This window comes from Lentzea sp. CC55, assembly GCF_021056325.1.
GTDB lineage: Bacteria > Actinomycetota > Actinomycetes > Mycobacteriales > Pseudonocardiaceae > Lentzea > Lentzea jiangxiensis.
Window position 1 is genome coordinate 191,402 of record NZ_JAJCXE010000004.1, and the last position, 15,334, is coordinate 206,735.

Below are 15,334 nucleotides of genomic sequence, written 5' to 3' on the forward strand. Positions count from 1 at the left end.
CGAACATGAAGCACATGGCTCGGACGGTAGGCGCGCCACCCGGCTCGGGCTTCTCGATTCCTGCCCGGTCCCTCTTGCCCGGGGTGCGGCCTAGCGGACCGGGCCGTGGTGGCGGTTCGTCCAGGCGGCCACGGCCGGCAGCACGTCGGTGATCCACTCGCGGGCGGCGGCGGTGAGTTCGTAGCGCGCGGCGCGGCGGAGTACGAAGCCGTTGTCCTGCAGGCGTTCCAGGGTCATGATCACCCTCGGGCCGAGGGCGGGGACGAGGTCCTCCACCGCCTTCGGGCCGTCGGACAGCGCCACCAGCACCTGCGGGAGCTGGTCGCTGCTCATCAGGTCCTGCAACGCGAGCAGGTGGTGCAGGGCCGCCGAGTCGACGCTGTGCTCGGTGGTGAACGCGCTCGGGTCGTGCACCTGGACTCGGGCGCGGCCGGTGCGCTTGGCCTGCTGCAGGGCCGCGTCGGTCTCGCGGACCAGTTCCAGCAGCGTGTCCTCGCTGCCGGGCACGTGGGACGAGACGCCGATGGACGCCGTCTGGCCGTGGAGCGTCACGTGGTAGCCGTCGTTCGTGGTGATCTCGGTCTGCAACGCGCGGATGTCGCGCAGGATGCATTCGGCGATGAGGGCCGCTTCTCGGCCCGTGGTGCGCGGCAGCAGCACGAGGAACTCATCGCCACCATGGCGGCACACGAGGTCTGTCGGGCGCGTGTGGGTTGCGAGCACCGTGGCGACGTCGGTCAGCACCACGTCGCCGGCGGGGTGGCCGTACTCGTCGTTGATCTTCTTGAAGCGGTCGAGGTCGACCATGAGCAGCGCCACGTGCTCCCAACGGCGCTGAGCCCGGCGGTACGCGGCAGGAGCCTGGTCGTCCCAGCCCCAACGGCCGAGAAGGCCCGTCAGGCGGTCTGTCGCCCACGCACCAACGGGTTGCGCGCACGAGACACAGCGCGAAGGCGCGCTCTCGTCGTGCAGGCGCAGAGACCCGCGGTCCACCGGCAACCCCATCCGCGCAGTCGCCATGAGTCCCCCCCCGGATGCTCCGACCGGCCCGATCTGCCTCTTTCAACTGAAGTGACGTCGTTCGGATCAAACGCGACACAACAGTGCAAGCGGCGGAGTGTGATCATAGGGCTACCGACAGGTGGATTCAACCCTTGTGATGCCATATGCTCTCGGGGTTCCACACCAGTGGAATGATCGCTGGCCCCCAGTCGCTCCACCGGAGGTGTGGCGTGAGGCCGTTCGCCGAGGTCCTCAACGAGCTGTGCACCAACCCGCCCGACGGCCGGGGCAAGGTCACCAACGTGGCGCTCGCCGCGGCGGTGAAGGCGCGGGGCGGCGACATCGGGCACGGCTACATCTCGCAGTTGCGGCTCGGCGTGAAGGACAACCCGACCTGCCAGGCGATCGTGGACCTCGCCGGCGCGCTCGGCGTGCACCCCGCGGTGTTCCTCGGCGGCCGTCGTGAGCTGCACCCTGGAGAACGACCCGGTTGGCGCGCAACGGCGTTGAGCACGCTCTTCGAAGCCGTGCACCCGCCGGACCGCGGTCCGTGGTCGCCGGAGGAGGTCGCCGCCGCGATCAGCGCGTCCGGCCAGTTCGGCAGCATCTCGGCGAGCTACATCCGCGAACTGCTCGGCAACACCAGCGGCAACCCGCGGCTCAAGCACATCCTCGGCCTGGCCGACCACTTCGGCGCCGATCCCGCGTACTTCTTCGACGACGACCTGGCCGCGCGCGTCGACGCCGAGCTCACGGACTTCCTCGCGCTGCGCGAACTCGGCGTCGTCGAGTTCGTCACCCGTCTGGCCGAACGCACCGGCGATCTGTCCCCGCAAGCCAGGGCTGCTGCGGTAGAAGGGTTCAGACAGGCTCTCGAGGTCGGCGAAGGCTGGTCGTTCCCGCTGAACAGCCGTCGCACGTCGGCGGACCACACTTGATGGCGACCGCCGCGTGAAGATCTCGGCCTGGACCGCTGCAGACGACATCGAGAGGAGGCGACGGGTGAACCGCAGGAAACTGCGCAAGCTGGTCGACGAGGTCGCCCGGGACCTCGGCCTGCCGCCCGACGCCACGCACCGGGACGCGAGCCGCCGGGTCTGCGAGCTGATGGGCGAACGCCTCGGGCGTCCGGTCGACGTCCGCTTCGCCGCCATCACGAACGCGGTCTGCCTGAGCGGCGCGACGGCGTTGCTGGAGAACGGCACGTACCTCGTCATCTGCGCGGACTCCCCGTCCTGGTACCACCGCCTGCACGTGCTGCTGCACGAGTTCGCGCACGTCCTGCTCGAGCACCAGCCCGTCGCGCTGAGCCGCGACGAGGGCCTGCGCAGGCTCGCTCCGCACCTGCTGCCGCGGATGGCGAAGATCATCGCCGGCCGGACGACGCTGACCGAGGACGAGGAGCGCGAGGCCGAGAACCTCGCAGACCACCTGTTGGAACGGCTGACCGAACACCGGGTCTGGGCCGACACGGCGGCCACCGAAGAGCCCGCGCACGTGCGGCGCGTGGCCGAGTCGCTCGAAGGAAGATCTCGCTGGGTGCGTCGTGGCGATCTTTAACCTGATCTACCTCTCGTGCGGTGTCGTCGGGCTGTTCCTCCTCGCTTACAAGATCCGCTCGCTGCGGTCGAGCTGGGGCAGCCCCCGTGTCGTCGCGCTGATCTCCACCGTGTTCTTCTCAGCGTTCGCCCTGCTCTGCGCGGCACCCGCGAACATCGGCTGGATCAACCGCACGAGCGGCGTGCCGAACTTCGCCGCCCTGCTCGTCTACAGCCTCGTGGTCTGCTTCGCGGGGTCGGCGTTCGCGCTGGTGCTGTACTGGAGGTACCCGGCGGCCCAGGCGTGGCGACGGGTCCGGCTGATCGTCGCCGGCTACGCCTCGGTCGTCGCCGCGATGATCGTGCTGTTCTCCGAGTCCGAGGTCGGGGAAGAGCGGCAGGTCGACTTCGACACGTTCTACGCGACGCAACCGACCATCGCGGTGTTCCTGTTCATCTACCTCGTGGCCACGATGATCGGCTGCGGCGGCCAGGCCTACCACTGCTGGCAGGGGTCGTGCGACGAGGCGATCTCCGCCCGGCCGTGGCTGCGCCTCGGGCTGCGCTGGTACTGCGCGGCGGCGTTGTTCCCGATGATGTTCGCGGTCATCAAGCTGTTCGTGCTGCTGATGAACTGGGCGGGCGAGCGCGGCTTCGACGTGCTGAGCACGACGGCGCCCCTGATGGCGTCGCTGTCGATGATCCCGCTGGTGATCGCGATGGCGCTGCCGGTCTTCGGGCCGCGCCGCCCGTCGCCCTCGCTGTGGGTGCGGCGGTGGCGCACGTACTTCGCGCTGCGGCCCCTGCACCGCGCGCTGGTGCACGTGAACCCCGCGATCGTCCTCGTGGCGCCCGGCAAGCACCTCAACCCGCACCACCGCGTGCGCCGGCAGATCATCGAGCTCAACGACTGGCGCTGGGCGCTCACGCCGTACTTCGACCTGAACGTCGGTGAGACCGCGGCCTCCCTCGCGCGCGAGGCCTCGCTCACCAAGGACGAGGTGGCCGCCGTCGTGGAGGCGGCCCAGCTGCGGGTCGCGGGCTCGTCCGGTGGACGCGCGCGGGCACCGGAACGGCGCCCCGCCTCGGAGATCGTCGACGGCACCGACCTCGCGGCCGAGCACGACAGGTGGGTGCGGATCTCGCGGGCCTACCAGCACTCGCCGATAGTCGACGCCGCCGTCGCCGGCGCGGCACGCGTGGACGCAGCAGGGGGAATGGATTAGATGGCACCGACACACGCCGTTGTCCTCGGTGGAGGACTCGCGGGCATGCTCACGGCGTCCGTCCTCGTCCGGCACTACGGCGAGATCACCGTGGTGGAGCGCGACAAGCTGCCGGACGGCCCGTCGCCGCGGTCGGGCGTGCCCCAGGCCCGGCACGCGCACCTGCTGATGTCCGGTGGCGCGCGGGCGATCGACGCGCTGCTGCCGGGCACGCTGGACGCGCTGTTCGGCGCGGGCGCGCACCGGATCGGCGTGCCGAACGACCTGGTGTCGCTGAGCGCGCAGGGATGGGTGCCGCGGTTCCCCGAGATGCAGTTCATCGTGACGTGCAGCCGCGGGTTGCTCGACTGGGTCGTGCGCCGCCGGGCGTTGCGGGACGACAAGATCTCGGTGCTGACGGGGACCGAGCCGGTGTCGTTGCTGGGCGACCGGGACGCCGTGACCGGGGTGCTCGTCGAGGACCGCGTCTCGCGCGAACGGGTCTCGCTGGAGGCGGACCTGGTCGTCGACGCGACCGGACGCGGCTCGCGCCTGCCGGCCTGGCTCGCCGAGTTCGGGCTGCCCGCCGTGGAGTCCGAGTCGGTGGACTCCGGTCTCGCCTACGCCACCAGGATCTTCCGCGCTCCCCCGCCGGCCGCCTCCGGGTTCCCGATCGTCAACGTGCAGGCGAACCCGCGCGATCCGCATCCGGGCTGCACCGCCACGCTGCTGCCGATCGAGGACGGGCGCTGGCTCGTCACGCTGTCCGGGACGCGCGGCGGTGAGCCCTCGACGGACGAGTCGGAGTTCGTCGACTTCGCCCGCTCGGTGCGCAACCCGGTCGTGGGCGAGCTGATCGCCTCGGCCGAGCCGTTGTCGCCCGTGTACGGGTCGCACAGCACGGCGAACCGGCGGATGTACTTCGAGCGCCTGAGGTCCTGGCCCGCCGGGCTGGTCGCGCTGGGCGACTCCGTCGCGACTTACAACCCCGTCTACGGGCACGGGATGTCGATCGCGGCGCAGAGCGCGCAGGCGCTCGACGCCGGGTTGCGCGCGGGCGACTCCGCGCAGCGGATCCAGCGCGGCATCGGCAAGGTCGTCGACGGGGCCTGGGCGATGGCGACCAACCAGGACATCCTCTACCCCGGTGCGGTGGGCAAGCCGTTGCCGCTGGCCGGGCGGGTCCTGCAGCGCTACGTCGACCGGCTGGTGCGCACCGCCACCACCGAGGCGCCGGTGACCCGGGCCTTCCTGAACGCCTTCACGCTGTCCGCGCCGATGGCGGGTCTGATGAGCCCGAAGGTGGTGTGGGCGACGATGCGCGGGCCCCGGGGTGAGGTGTCCCCGGAGCCGACGCTGACCGCCGACGAGCGGGACCGGGTGACGGGCTGACGTTCAGGCCACCGGTGACGTCCGCGGGACGAAGTCCGCGCTCTGCACGTACTCCATGGCTTCGACGAACACCGGGTCCCGCATCCGCGCGGCCATCTCCTCCCCGGTCGGTTCCGCGACGCGCTGGTGCAGCCACCACAGGTTGCCGAACGGGTCGGCGAACCGGCTGACCCTGTCGCCCCAGAACAGTTCCGCGGGCTCGGTCACGATCCTGCCGCCGAGCCGCACGGCTCGCCGCAGCGTCGTGGCGTCGTCGGCGACGTAGAGGCGCAGGAACGCCGGTGTGGACGGCCAGTCCGGGTGGTCGAACAGCATCACCACCGAGTCACCGATGCGGACCTCGGCGTGGCCGATCTCCGGCGGTTCGCCGACGCGGCCGAGCTCGGTCGCGTCGAACACCTCCACGAGGAAATCGATCAGCTCGGCCGTCCGGCCGGGGGTGATCAGCCACGGCGTCACGGTGTGGTAGCCGCTGGGCACGACGTCCATCGGTCTCTCCCTTGTCTCAGTGGGACGACCGTATGACCGATGTAGGACGGTTTCGGTCCTGGTTCTGGCCTAGTTTGGCGGCATGAGTGATGCGGCCCGGTTGCTGCGCCTGCTGTCGTTGCTGCAGACGCCTCGTGAGTGGCCCGGCAGCGAACTGGCGGCGCGGCTCGAGGTGACGACGCGGACGGTGCGGCGGGACGTCGACCGGCTGCGCGGCCTCGGATACCCCGTCGAGGCCACCCTGGGCGTGTTCGGCGGGTACCGGCTCGTCGCGGGCGCGGCGATGCCACCGCTGCTGCTCGACGACGAGGAGGCCGTCGCCATCGCGGTCGGTCTGCGCACCGCGTCGCGGCAACCGGTGGCGGGCATCGCCGAGGCTTCCCTGCGCGCCCTCGCGAAGCTGCAGCAGGTGTTGCCACCGCGGCTGGCACGCCGGGTCGCGTCATTGACGTCCGCCACCGCGGCCGGCGCGGCTTCGTCCGCGTCGCTGGTCGACCCGGCCCAGCTCTCCGTGGTCGCCGGCGCGGTCAACGCCCGCGAGCGCGTGCGGTTCACCTACGTGGCGCAGGAGAACGTCGTCTCCCAACGGCACGTGGAGCCTGTTCAGTTGGTAGCGCTGGACCGGCGCTGGTACCTCCTCGCGTTCGACGTGGAACGGGACGACTGGCGGATCTTCCGGCTGGACCGCGTCTCCTCCGCGCTCGCGACCGGTGCCCGGTTCGCAGCCCGCGCCGTGCCCGGCGGGGACGCGACGGAGTACGTGACGCAGCGGATGTACGACACGGCGGCGACCTACCGGGCACGCGCGACCCTGCGACTGCCGGTGGACCTCGCGCGGGCGCGGCTCGGGGACTTCGCCGGTGAGCTGACCGCGCTCGACGACGGGTCGTGCGGCTGGCACAGCCACGAGGACACGGTCGAGTACCTCGCGTTCCGCCTCACGTCGCTGGGGTGTGAGTTCACGGTGGACGGGCCGGTGGAGCTGGTGGAGCACCTGCGGGGGTTGGGGGAACGGATTCGGCGGTCGGTGGGATGAGGGGTGGTGGATGAGGGGTGGTGGGAGGCAAGGGGCGGTGTCGGGTGAGGGACGGTGTCGGGCAACAGGTGGCGACAGGCGGCGTCAGGCGGTGGAAGGCGAGGGCGGTGTCCGGCGACGGGCGGCGTCAGGCGTCAGGCGACGGGCGGCGTCCGTCGACGGGCGGCGTCAGGTGGTGAAGGTGAGGGGGCGGTGTCGGGTCACCCGCGGCGCGGGTCACGGGTCGGTGAGGCGACAGGTCGGTGAGGCGACAGGTCGGTGAGGCGAGGACGGCAGTCGGCGACCTGCCTGGGGGCGGCCGGCAGCGGCAGCGGGCGACCAAGCGACGCGCGACGGGCAGCCGGCAGCGGTCAGGCCAGTTCGTCGGTCACCGGTCGTCGGGCCACCGGTCGTCGGGCCACCGGTCGTGGAACCACCGGCCGTCGAACCACCGGCCGCCGGGCCACCGGCCGCCGGGCCACCGGCCGCCGGGCCAGACACCGCAGGCCAGCACGATCGCCGGAACCGTTGGCGCAGAACGACAGGGCGGCGACCGCGCGGGCTCACCTGCCCGGCGGCCCCGCTCTCACCCCCAGCACCGGCTGACCGCCCGGCACCCCCTGGTACGAGCTGTCCCACGGCCAGCGCCCCTCCTCGTCGGCGTGCACGAGCTGCAGGGCCTCGATGCCCTCCCCGAACAGCCGGGCGGACACCAGCAGGTGGGCCCAGGGCCGGGCGACGCGCACCACCTCCACCTCCGGCCCGCCGGGCAGGCTGAACGGGCGGCCCGGAGCGGGCAGGCAGCTGTGCTCCAGGTGTTCTGCGGTGTCGTCGAGCAGGCGACCTGCTTGCAGCACGGGCATTCCCGTCACCACGAGCTCCGGCAGGCCGCGCAGGGTCAGGCCGACCGTGTAGGCCCAGGGCGGGTGCGCCCGGTCTCGTTCCACCGCCTGGACGGCCCAGCCCCGCGCGTCGATGCAGCGGCGCAGCGTGGCCAGGTGTTGTTCCATGCGGTCGGCGGGGTGGTCGCAGTCCCGGCACATCGTGGCCTCCTCGGATCGGTGGTGGATCCAGTGTGCCGACGAGCACCGACAAGATCGTTTCAAGCAGTTTGTTGACAGAAAGTGGACAAACGATCTGTGGGCCGTCTGGATCGTTACCCTGCGACGCACGGAGGATCGTGCATGCGCCAACGAAGGCTTTCCGTTCAGCCTGACGCCCTCGTCCGGGGCTGCGGGGACTGAAATGCACCTCGAACCCGGTACTCCCCTCGCGGACGCGGTCAGGGCCGCGCGCTCCGCCGCCCTGCGCGGCAACGTGCTCGGCGTCGACCTCGCCTACGAGAAGGCCGCGAAGATCAGCCCGGTCGTCGCCCACGACCACTGCGCGACCCTGCTGGAGCTCGGCGCCGTCGCCAAGGCCGCGCAGCGCTGCGACGAGTACCTGCGCAGGGGCAACGACATGACGCTGCGCATCCTCAGGGCGCAGATCCGCAGCACCGCGACGGACCACGCGGCGGCGGAGCGGGACGTGCGCGCGTTGCGGAAGCTCAAGCTCACCGAGCTGGAACAGGCGCGGCTCGCCAGGGTCGCCGCGCTGGCCGCCGCGGACCGCTACGACTACCCCACCGCGGAGAGCGAGCTCGACGCCGCCGAACGCCACTTCCGCCGCGCCGGACGGCCCGAGCACCTCGAGCACGTCGGCAGGGACCGGCTCCTGCTCGACGTGCGCAGGAGCAGCCGCGTCACGAGGAGCGGCGACGACGCTCCCGGCTCCCCCGCCGAGTTCCTGCGGCGGGCCGCCGCGCTGCGCAGGGAGGTCCGGTACGAGGAAGCGCTGGCGTTGATGACCCGGTGCGCCACCAGCTACCAGGTCGAGCCCGCGCTGCGGCTCGCCGTCCTGCACGAACTGACCGCGCTGCTGGTGATGACCCGGCAGGCGGGTGCGGCGCGGCGGCTCTTCCCCCTGCTGGCCGCGGCCGCGGGGCCCGAGGTGCTCTCGAGGCTGCCGGACGCCACCAGGGCGCTCAGCCCGGAGCGCAGGCTGAGCCACGTCCGCCGCCTGGTCGCCGAGGGCGAGCTGGTCAAGGCGGAGGGCCTGCTGGGCGAGGGGAACTCGCCGCTATGGCACCTGACCGCGGCCGAGCTCGCCCACGCCAGGGGCCTTCTGGAGCAGGCCGCCGGGCACTTCGAGGTCGCGAGCCGGTCGGACCACCCCGAGCTGAAGGCGCTGGCGCTGCGCAAGCTCGGGGACACGTTCGCCGACGCGGGCGACGAGGACCGGGCCGCACGGCACTGGGCGGCGTCGCACCGGATCGAACAGGACATCACCGACCACCGGGACAGCCCCAGCGTCAAGCTGCGGATGTTGCGCGCCCCCGCGGACGAGCACGACGGCCGGGTGCTCGCCGCGGCCCGGCGCGTCCGGCGCGACGGCGCGAAGGCGCTGGCGGGGCTGGTGGTGGCCGTCGAGGCGGCGAGGAGCGCGACGGTCCTCGCCGAACCCCGCGAGCTGCCGGGGTTCGGCGACCTGCCCGCGGCACGGCGCTGGCTCCGCGCGACGACGAGACACCTGCCGCGCGACCAGGTCGTGTGGATGGTGCACGTGACGCCGGACCAGGTGCACCACCTGCTCGTCGGCCGCAAGACCACCCACCTCACCACCGATGTCCACGTCGCCGACCTCACCGACACGATCCGCCGGCTCAAGGCGTGGAAGCCCCGGTACGACCCGGCTGTCCTCGGCGCGCTGCTCGTCGAGCTGGCCGGTCTGATCGGGCTGGACGACGTCGTCGGGGCACTGCCGCCCGGGACCACCCGGATCGCCGTGGTGGCGGGCGACGTCCTCGCGGACGTGCCGCTCGCCGGGCTGCCGGTCGCCGGCACGCACCTCGGCCTGGCGCACGCGCTGTCCAGCCTGCCGTGCCTGTCCGCCCTTCCGGTGCTGCGGCGCCGCGCACGCGGCCAGCGGGGGGACGGGACGGCGGTCGTCAGCAGGGGCGCGGAACTGCGGCAGGTGCTCGAAGAGCGCCGCTTCCACCGCATCCGCGTCGACGCCCACGGCACGCACGACCGGATGAACCCCGAACAGTCGTGGCTGCAGTTCGGTGACGAGCGGGTGTCCGTGAAAGCGTTGGAGCACATGGACTTCAGCGCGTGCGGCACGGTCCTGCTCGGCGCCTGCGAGTCCGGGATGGCCCAGCGGCGCGGCCGGGACGACAGGGCCGGTTTCGTGCGCGCGGCCATCACCGCCGGCGCGGGAGCGGTCGTGGCGGCGCACTGGAGGACCGAGGCCGCGGTGGCGCGCGGGGTGCTCGACGCGTTCGACCGCCACCTCGCGAGGTTGCCCCGGGACCGCGCGCTGCAACACGCGTTGAGGGAGGTCGCCGACCGGCACCCCGCCGACTGGGCGTGCTGGTCCCTGCACGGCGACGCGGGCGTTCAGACCACGGCGGGCCCGCTGCGGAGAAGACTGAGGATGATCGGAGAGCCCGTGCCGCTCGAAACCCGTCCCAAGGTGTTCCTGTCGTTCGCCGGCGGGGACCGCGCGCACGCGGAGCAACTCCGTGCCGAGCTCGAAGCGCGCAACGTCAACGCCTACCTCGACGAGAACGAGGTCGCGCCGGGCGACGACGTGGTCTCCGCCATCGACGAGGCCCTCGCGACCTCCGACTACTACGTGCTGCTGTGGTCGGCGAACACCCGGCAGCGGGAGTGGGTCACGGAGGGGTGGACGGCGGCGTTCACCCTGGAGATGACGCGCCGCCGCGCCTTCCTGTTCCTCGTGCGGCTCGACGAGGAACCGCTGCCGCCGTTCCTGGCGCCGCGCAAGCACGTCGACCTCGCGGACGCGGCCGACCGCCTCGTCGCGACCTGGCGCGCGGACCGCAAGTCGGAGCTCCCGGTGTTCCCGCAGCCCGTCCCGCCGACGCCGGACGGCCCGACCGCCGCGGTGTCGGTGCGCAGCCAAGACCTCGGCACGACGCACGTCGTCATGACACCGCTGCACCTCACCGGAGCGGCGCTCTACCGGGCGGTGTTCGACGCGATGCAGCTGCCGACCGAGCAGGTCGCGTTCGACGGCACGGTCGGGATGCGGTTCTCCTACGAGCTGTACCAGCAGAACGTGCCGATCCCGGATGACCAGTCCATTGTGGAGCTCACGTCCGACCTGGTGGACATCGCCGTCCGCGTCGAGTCGTTCGGCGGGCGCGCCGCCCGCGGCAGCAGGGAGTACCGCGAGGACGAGGAGCTCGACGAGGGGCTCGACGTCGACCGGCAACGCATGCTGCTCGTCGCCGCCTTCCGCCACCTCTTGCCCTGAACGGGTGAACTCGCGCGATGAACTCAGCTTTTCCCGGCTTCAACGCCTGTACCCGGTGAAGGTCGCCCCAGGGCGGTGAACGACACCGGCGGACGCTGAAGGGAAGACCGTTGAGCACACCGGAGCCGGACCAGGGCTTCGCCGAGTTCTTCCGCAGGTGCCTGCCCGTGGTGACCAGGACGCTGACGGCGTTGAACGGCGACACCCGCGTGGTCGAGGACATCGCCCAGGACGCGCTGGTGATCGCGCAGCACCGGTGGCACGACGTCCACGCCTACGACAAGCCGGAGGCGTGGGTGCTCAAGGTCGCGATCCGGCTGATGCGGCGGTGGCAGCAGCGGCACGAGCTGGAGACGCCGCTGGTCGAGGTGCCGGACGTCGTCCAGCAGGTGCACGACGTGGAGGCGTTGCACTCGGCCCTGCGCGAGCTCTCCCCCCGCCACCGCGAGGCCGTGGCGTTGCACCACCTGCTCGGCTACTCGGTCAGCGAGATCGCCGCGGCGCTGGTGGTGGGCGAGTCGACCGTGCGGACCCACCTCACCCGCGGCCGGGCCGAGCTGCGGCGGATCCTCGGAGGCAGTGATGGGTGACCTGCTGGCGCGGTTCGAGCTGGACGAGGCCGTCGAGCGCCTGTACCGGCTCGCCGAGGAAGCCGAACGCGCGGGCCGGCTGCGCGAGGCGGCCGTGCACTTCCGCGTCGCCGCCGACCAGCGCCTCGGCGACGCGGCCGTGCGGCTCGCACGCGTCCTGTTCGCCCTCGGCGAGGAGGCCGAGGCACGGCGGTGGTGCCGCGCCGCGGTGGCGGACGGGTTCCCCGAGGCCGACGAGCTGGTGCTCGAGAACTCCTCCGCGCGCCAACGCTTCCTGGAGCACGCCGCCCGGGTCATGGTCGGAGCGCCGACGTTCGACTGGCTGCCTTCCGGGATGCCGGCGCACCGGATCGCACCCGCGGTGATCACTTCGCGCACGCGGGCGTTGCGCGCGCTGGACCGCCGTTACGGTGGAATCGCCTGCCACGCCTCGGTTCTGGAGCACCTGGCCACCGTCGAACCCATGGTCGTCGTGGGTGACGCCGCCACCTGGACCGCCGTCGCCGAGGTGTGCGAACTCGCGGGCTGGACGGCGTTCGACAGCGGCATGCCCGGCGCCGCGCTGCCGCACTTCGCCCGGGCCCTGACACTGGCGCGGCAGGCGGAGGACGAGGCGCTGATCGCGTCCGTCCTGGCCCGCGCCGGCCGGATGTTCCTGCACCACAACGCACCCGAGGACGCGCTGAAGGCATTCCAGCTCGGTCTCGTGGCCGCGCACAACTCGTGGGCCGACCGCCGCGCGCTGGACGACCCCGCACGGGCCATCACCTCGTTGGCCACGACAGTCGACACCTATGGCGACGACCGCGCCCGTGCCCGCGCCATCGCGCTGACGGCGCTGGCGCGCAACCACCTCGCCCTGGGTGACGAGGCCGGCGCCACCGAGTTCGCCGTGAAAGCCGTGGAGGCCGCACGCGATCTGCGGTCGGCACGTGCCGAGGACCACCTGCGGTGGCTGGACCAGGAAGCCCGGGCCGCGGGCGCATCCGTGCTGGCAGAGCACATGTCGGCCCGTCCCGCACGGTGTAACTGACGGATTCACCCGATCCGCGCCGATACACGCGTGTGCGCGCACGAGTAGGTTCTTGCGCATGGCCGAGCCTTTCTCCTGGGTGCCCACCGGAATCGACACCGACGTGCCCAGCGGGGCACGGGTCTACGACTTCCTCCTGGGAGGTGGCCACAACTTCGCGTCGGACCGCGCGGTCGGCGAGAAGGTGCTGCACGTCCTGCGCGACGGTCGCGCCATCGCGTCCTCGAACCGCTCGTTCATGCGCCGCGCCGTCCTGCTGATGATGGAGCACGGCATCGACCAGTTCCTCGACCTGGGCTCCGGCATCCCGACGGTCGGCAACGTCCACGAGATCGTGCAGCGGGAGAACCCGGACGCACGGGTCGTGTACGTCGACTACGACGAGGTGGCGGTCTCGCACAGCCAGCTCATCCTGGAGGGCAACGACAACGCGGGCGTCGTGCAGGCGGACATGTGCCAGCCGCACGACGTGCTGTCCGACCCGGTCGTGAAGGAGCTGATCGACTTCTCGAAGCCCGTCGGCCTGCTCATGGTCGCCGTGCTGCACTTCGTCCCGGACGAGAAGGGCCCGGCCGAGGTCGTGGCCCGCTACCGCGACGCCGTGCCGCCCGGCAGCCTGATCGCGCTGTCGCACCTCACGGCCGATTTCAAGCCGGAGGAGATGGGCGCCGTCGTCGATGCCATGAAGCACAGCCGCGACCCGATGTACTTCCGCTCGCTCGCGCGGTTCGAGCCGATGTTCGCCGGCATGGAACTGCTCGAGCCGGGCGTCGTCACGGCGCCGCGGTGGCACCCGGAACTCGGCCCGGCCGGAGAGGGCGGTCCGGAGGACGTCTACGTGGGAATCGGCCGCAAGGTCTAGGTGGCCGTTCGGGACAATGCCCGGCGTGGAGCCCCTCGAGACCGCGCCGGGCGTTCGAGCCCGGATGAGCAAGCAGAAGACCCGGGACACGCGGATCGAGGTCGACCTGCGCAGGGCGCTGTTCGCCGCGGGTCTGCGCTACCGGGTGCACCGGCGGCCCGTGAAGGGCGTGCGGCGCGAAGCCGACATCGTCTTCACCTCGGCGAAGGTCGCCGTCTTCGTCGACGGCTGCTTCTGGCACGGCTGCCCCGAGCACGCGACGTGGCCGAAGAACAACGCCGAGTTCTGGCGGACGAAGATCGAGACCAACCGCCGCCGCGACCTCGACACGGACCGGAAGCTCGCCGACGACGGCTGGCTCGCGGTGCGGGTGTGGGAGCACGAGACGGCTGCCGCCGCGGCCGCCCGCGTGCAGGAGATCGTGCTGAGCAGGCGGCCGGGCCGGTGACGATCAGGTCCTGACGGTGGGCACCAGCGGCTCGACCGGGTGGGGGTCCCAGCTCGCGCGGACCGCGTTGTCGAGGTCCGCCGGGTCGAACTTCAGCCCGAGCGCGGCAGCGAGGATGTGCGCCGCCAGCCGTGGCGGGATGGCGTTGCCCGCCTGCTGCGGGACGCGCTTGCCCGACCAGGGGTAGTCCTTGGGGAAGGTCTGCAGCCTGCCGTACTCGTCCTGCGTGAACCTCTTGGGCTGCGCCGAGAGGGAGTCGTCGGGGTAGAGCTTGTTCCGGTCGATCTTGCCGGTGACGGTTGCCGACGGCTCGTCGGAACGCCTCCTGCCCCGCGCCTCGGGCACGCCACCGGTGCCGTAGTTGGAGACCACGACGAACTGGTCGTCCCGGTCGAGCGCCTCGGCCATCGACACCCAGGGAAGAAGCCGTCCATCGCCTTCCGACTGCGGCTTCCCCTTGCGGTACCGGCGGTGCGTGGGATTCGGCAGCTTGGCCTCCCCGTTTCGACGTGCGATCAGGATCGCGCGTCGTCGGGTCTGCGGCACGCCGAACTCCTCGGTGTGCAGGATGCCGGTGTCCACGTCGTACCCCAGGCCGCGCAGGACCTTGTCGTACGCCTCCCACACTGGCAGAACAGCAGGTACCTGTTCCAGAACGATGGCTTCGTAGGGCTTCCCGCTGCGGTGGGCGGCGAGGAGCCAACGCAACGGCTCCAGCACCAGACCGGTCCGCGGGTCCGCATCACCGTGCAGATTGGCGAGTTCGTCCATGACGTCCTCACCGTTGACCATGCGCTCCAGGAACTTGAGCACCTGGTCCAGGGCACGCCGACCGGCGCCCCCTCCGGCGACCGTGTAGGTCTGGCACGGCGGCCCGCCGGTGAGGACGGTCGCCTCGGGGAAGTCGTCCGGACCGAACTGCCTCACGTCGGAGAACCTGGTGTCGAGACCTGCGGCACGTCGCGTCGCACACGCGTCTTCGTCCCACTCGATGCCCACCACGCCCAGGCCGAGCCAGTGCGCGGCGACGTCCAGTCCACCGGGGCCCGCGAACAGGTCGACCATGTGGATCTGCGCAGGCGTGAAGAGCGGCGGCTGCACAGAGGTCATGGGGCGGGAGTTTATCCCGAGGTGGTCGCGATGCCGGGGATCAGGCCCCGGCACGTCTGCGCGGAACGACGGCTGGAGCAAGCGGGCAGGCGTCCATAGAGGAGAAGGGACAAGGGTGCGCACCGTGAAGCTCTAGCGGAACCTCCAGGCCTATGCGCCGGAACCGTTGCACGGCCAGGTGTTCAGCCGCGTGCCGTTCGCGTAGGCGTTGTGGGCGATCAGGAAGGTCATCTCGTCCAGGCGCGAATCGATGGGGTTTGGACATGAACGGGATTGACCGAAAAGGGGAATCGCGTGTCGTTATCGGTGCTGACACCATTCTGGTCG

General features: G+C 71.7%; 14 protein-coding genes. 10 read left to right on the plus strand and 4 right to left on the minus strand.

The genetic code is table 11. The annotated features are described in order from the left end of the window. Positions 1 to 90: 90 nt before the first annotated feature. Complete coding sequence (locus L6E10_RS03205; protein ID WP_308102655.1) at positions 91 to 1,020, minus strand: GGDEF domain-containing protein; 930 nt, start codon at positions 1,018 to 1,020, stop codon at positions 91 to 93. Between the two features lie 212 nt (positions 1,021 to 1,232). Between L6E10_RS03205 and L6E10_RS03210 the strand changes: the two genes are divergently transcribed. The 4 genes from L6E10_RS03210 (at position 1,233) to L6E10_RS03225 (ending at position 5,137) form a co-directional block, all read left to right on the plus strand. Further along, entirely contained in the window at positions 1,233 to 1,940 is a 708-nt protein-coding gene (locus tag L6E10_RS03210; RefSeq protein ID WP_236216607.1) for a hypothetical protein, read from the plus strand. 64 nt (positions 1,941 to 2,004) lie between these two features. Next, positions 2,005 to 2,562: a hypothetical protein gene (locus L6E10_RS03215; protein ID WP_236216609.1), complete on the plus strand. Its 558-nt coding sequence runs from the start codon at positions 2,005 to 2,007 to the stop codon at positions 2,560 to 2,562. Beyond that, complete coding sequence (locus L6E10_RS03220; protein ID WP_236216611.1) at positions 2,549 to 3,766, plus strand: MAB_1171c family putative transporter; 1,218 nt, start codon at positions 2,549 to 2,551, stop codon at positions 3,764 to 3,766. Before L6E10_RS03215 ends, L6E10_RS03220 begins: the two co-directional genes overlap by 14 nt. Then, positions 3,767 to 5,137, plus strand: a complete 1,371-nt coding sequence (locus L6E10_RS03225) for an NAD(P)/FAD-dependent oxidoreductase (RefSeq protein ID WP_236216613.1) — start codon at positions 3,767 to 3,769, stop codon at positions 5,135 to 5,137. It begins immediately after the preceding gene. 3 nt (positions 5,138 to 5,140) lie between these two features. Here L6E10_RS03225 and L6E10_RS03230 read toward each other — a convergent pair whose 3' ends face one another. Then, positions 5,141 to 5,626: a VOC family protein gene (locus L6E10_RS03230; protein WP_236216615.1), complete on the minus strand. Its 486-nt coding sequence runs from the start codon at positions 5,624 to 5,626 to the stop codon at positions 5,141 to 5,143. A gap of 82 nt (positions 5,627 to 5,708) precedes the next feature. On the opposite strand from L6E10_RS03230, the gene L6E10_RS03235 reads away from it, so the two are divergent. Beyond that, positions 5,709 to 6,662, plus strand: coding sequence for a YafY family protein (locus L6E10_RS03235; protein ID WP_236216617.1), 954 nt, complete (start codon positions 5,709 to 5,711; stop codon positions 6,660 to 6,662). 542 nt (positions 6,663 to 7,204) lie between these two features. Here L6E10_RS03235 and L6E10_RS03240 read toward each other — a convergent pair. Next, entirely contained in the window at positions 7,205 to 7,684 is a 480-nt protein-coding gene (locus L6E10_RS03240; RefSeq protein WP_236216619.1) for a DUF4262 domain-containing protein, read from the minus strand. A 202-nt stretch (positions 7,685 to 7,886) separates the two neighbouring features. Between L6E10_RS03240 and L6E10_RS03245 the strand changes: the two genes are divergently transcribed. From L6E10_RS03245 to L6E10_RS03265, 5 genes are all read left to right on the plus strand, one after another. Continuing rightward, positions 7,887 to 10,964 (plus strand): TIR domain-containing protein, encoded by a 3,078-nt coding sequence (locus L6E10_RS03245; RefSeq protein WP_236216620.1) that lies wholly within the window; start codon positions 7,887 to 7,889, stop codon positions 10,962 to 10,964. Between the two features lie 110 nt (positions 10,965 to 11,074). Continuing rightward, the gene (locus L6E10_RS03250) at positions 11,075 to 11,554 is read left to right on the plus strand and encodes an RNA polymerase sigma factor (protein ID WP_236216622.1); all 480 of its coding nucleotides are present in this window, start codon (positions 11,075 to 11,077) and stop codon (positions 11,552 to 11,554) included. Beyond that, positions 11,547 to 12,587 carry a hypothetical protein gene (locus L6E10_RS03255; protein WP_236216624.1) on the plus strand — a complete coding sequence of 347 codons (1,041 nt, stop codon included), beginning with the start codon at positions 11,547 to 11,549 and terminating at the stop codon, positions 12,585 to 12,587. Before L6E10_RS03250 ends, L6E10_RS03255 begins: the two co-directional genes overlap by 8 nt. Positions 12,588 to 12,645: 58 nt before the next feature. Then, on the plus strand, positions 12,646 to 13,449 hold the full coding sequence (locus L6E10_RS03260) for an SAM-dependent methyltransferase (RefSeq protein WP_236216626.1): 804 nt from the start codon (positions 12,646 to 12,648) through the stop codon (positions 13,447 to 13,449). 16 nt (positions 13,450 to 13,465) lie between these two features. Next, positions 13,466 to 13,897: a very short patch repair endonuclease gene (locus L6E10_RS03265; protein ID WP_374235672.1), complete on the plus strand. Its 432-nt coding sequence runs from the start codon at positions 13,466 to 13,468 to the stop codon at positions 13,895 to 13,897. 3 nt (positions 13,898 to 13,900) lie between these two features. Here the strand turns inward: L6E10_RS03265 and L6E10_RS03270 are convergent, their stop codons facing one another. Next, positions 13,901 to 15,007, minus strand: coding sequence for a DNA cytosine methyltransferase (locus L6E10_RS03270; RefSeq protein WP_236216628.1), 1,107 nt, complete (start codon positions 15,005 to 15,007; stop codon positions 13,901 to 13,903). Between the last annotated feature and the right edge of the window lie 327 nt (positions 15,008 to 15,334).

Excerpts from the sequence above, each read along its gene's own strand:
- L6E10_RS03205 (WP_308102655.1), bottom strand. The coding sequence starts at position 1,020 with ATGGCGACTGCGCGGATGGGGTTGCCGGTGGACCGCGGGTCTCTGCGC.
- L6E10_RS03225 (WP_236216613.1), top strand. The coding sequence starts at position 3,767 with ATGGCACCGACACACGCCGTTGTCCTCGGTGGAGGACTCGCGGGCATG.
- L6E10_RS03230 (WP_236216615.1), bottom strand. The coding sequence starts at position 5,626 with ATGGACGTCGTGCCCAGCGGCTACCACACCGTGACGCCGTGGCTGATC.
- L6E10_RS03235 (WP_236216617.1), top strand. The coding sequence starts at position 5,709 with ATGAGTGATGCGGCCCGGTTGCTGCGCCTGCTGTCGTTGCTGCAGACG.
- L6E10_RS03240 (WP_236216619.1), bottom strand. The coding sequence starts at position 7,684 with ATGTGCCGGGACTGCGACCACCCCGCCGACCGCATGGAACAACACCTG.
- L6E10_RS03245 (WP_236216620.1), top strand. The coding sequence starts at position 7,887 with ATGCACCTCGAACCCGGTACTCCCCTCGCGGACGCGGTCAGGGCCGCG.
- L6E10_RS03255 (WP_236216624.1), top strand. The coding sequence starts at position 11,547 with ATGGGTGACCTGCTGGCGCGGTTCGAGCTGGACGAGGCCGTCGAGCGC.
- L6E10_RS03260 (WP_236216626.1), top strand. The coding sequence starts at position 12,646 with ATGGCCGAGCCTTTCTCCTGGGTGCCCACCGGAATCGACACCGACGTG.
- L6E10_RS03265 (WP_374235672.1), top strand. The coding sequence starts at position 13,466 with ATGCCCGGCGTGGAGCCCCTCGAGACCGCGCCGGGCGTTCGAGCCCGG.
- L6E10_RS03270 (WP_236216628.1), bottom strand. The coding sequence starts at position 15,007 with ATGACCTCTGTGCAGCCGCCGCTCTTCACGCCTGCGCAGATCCACATG.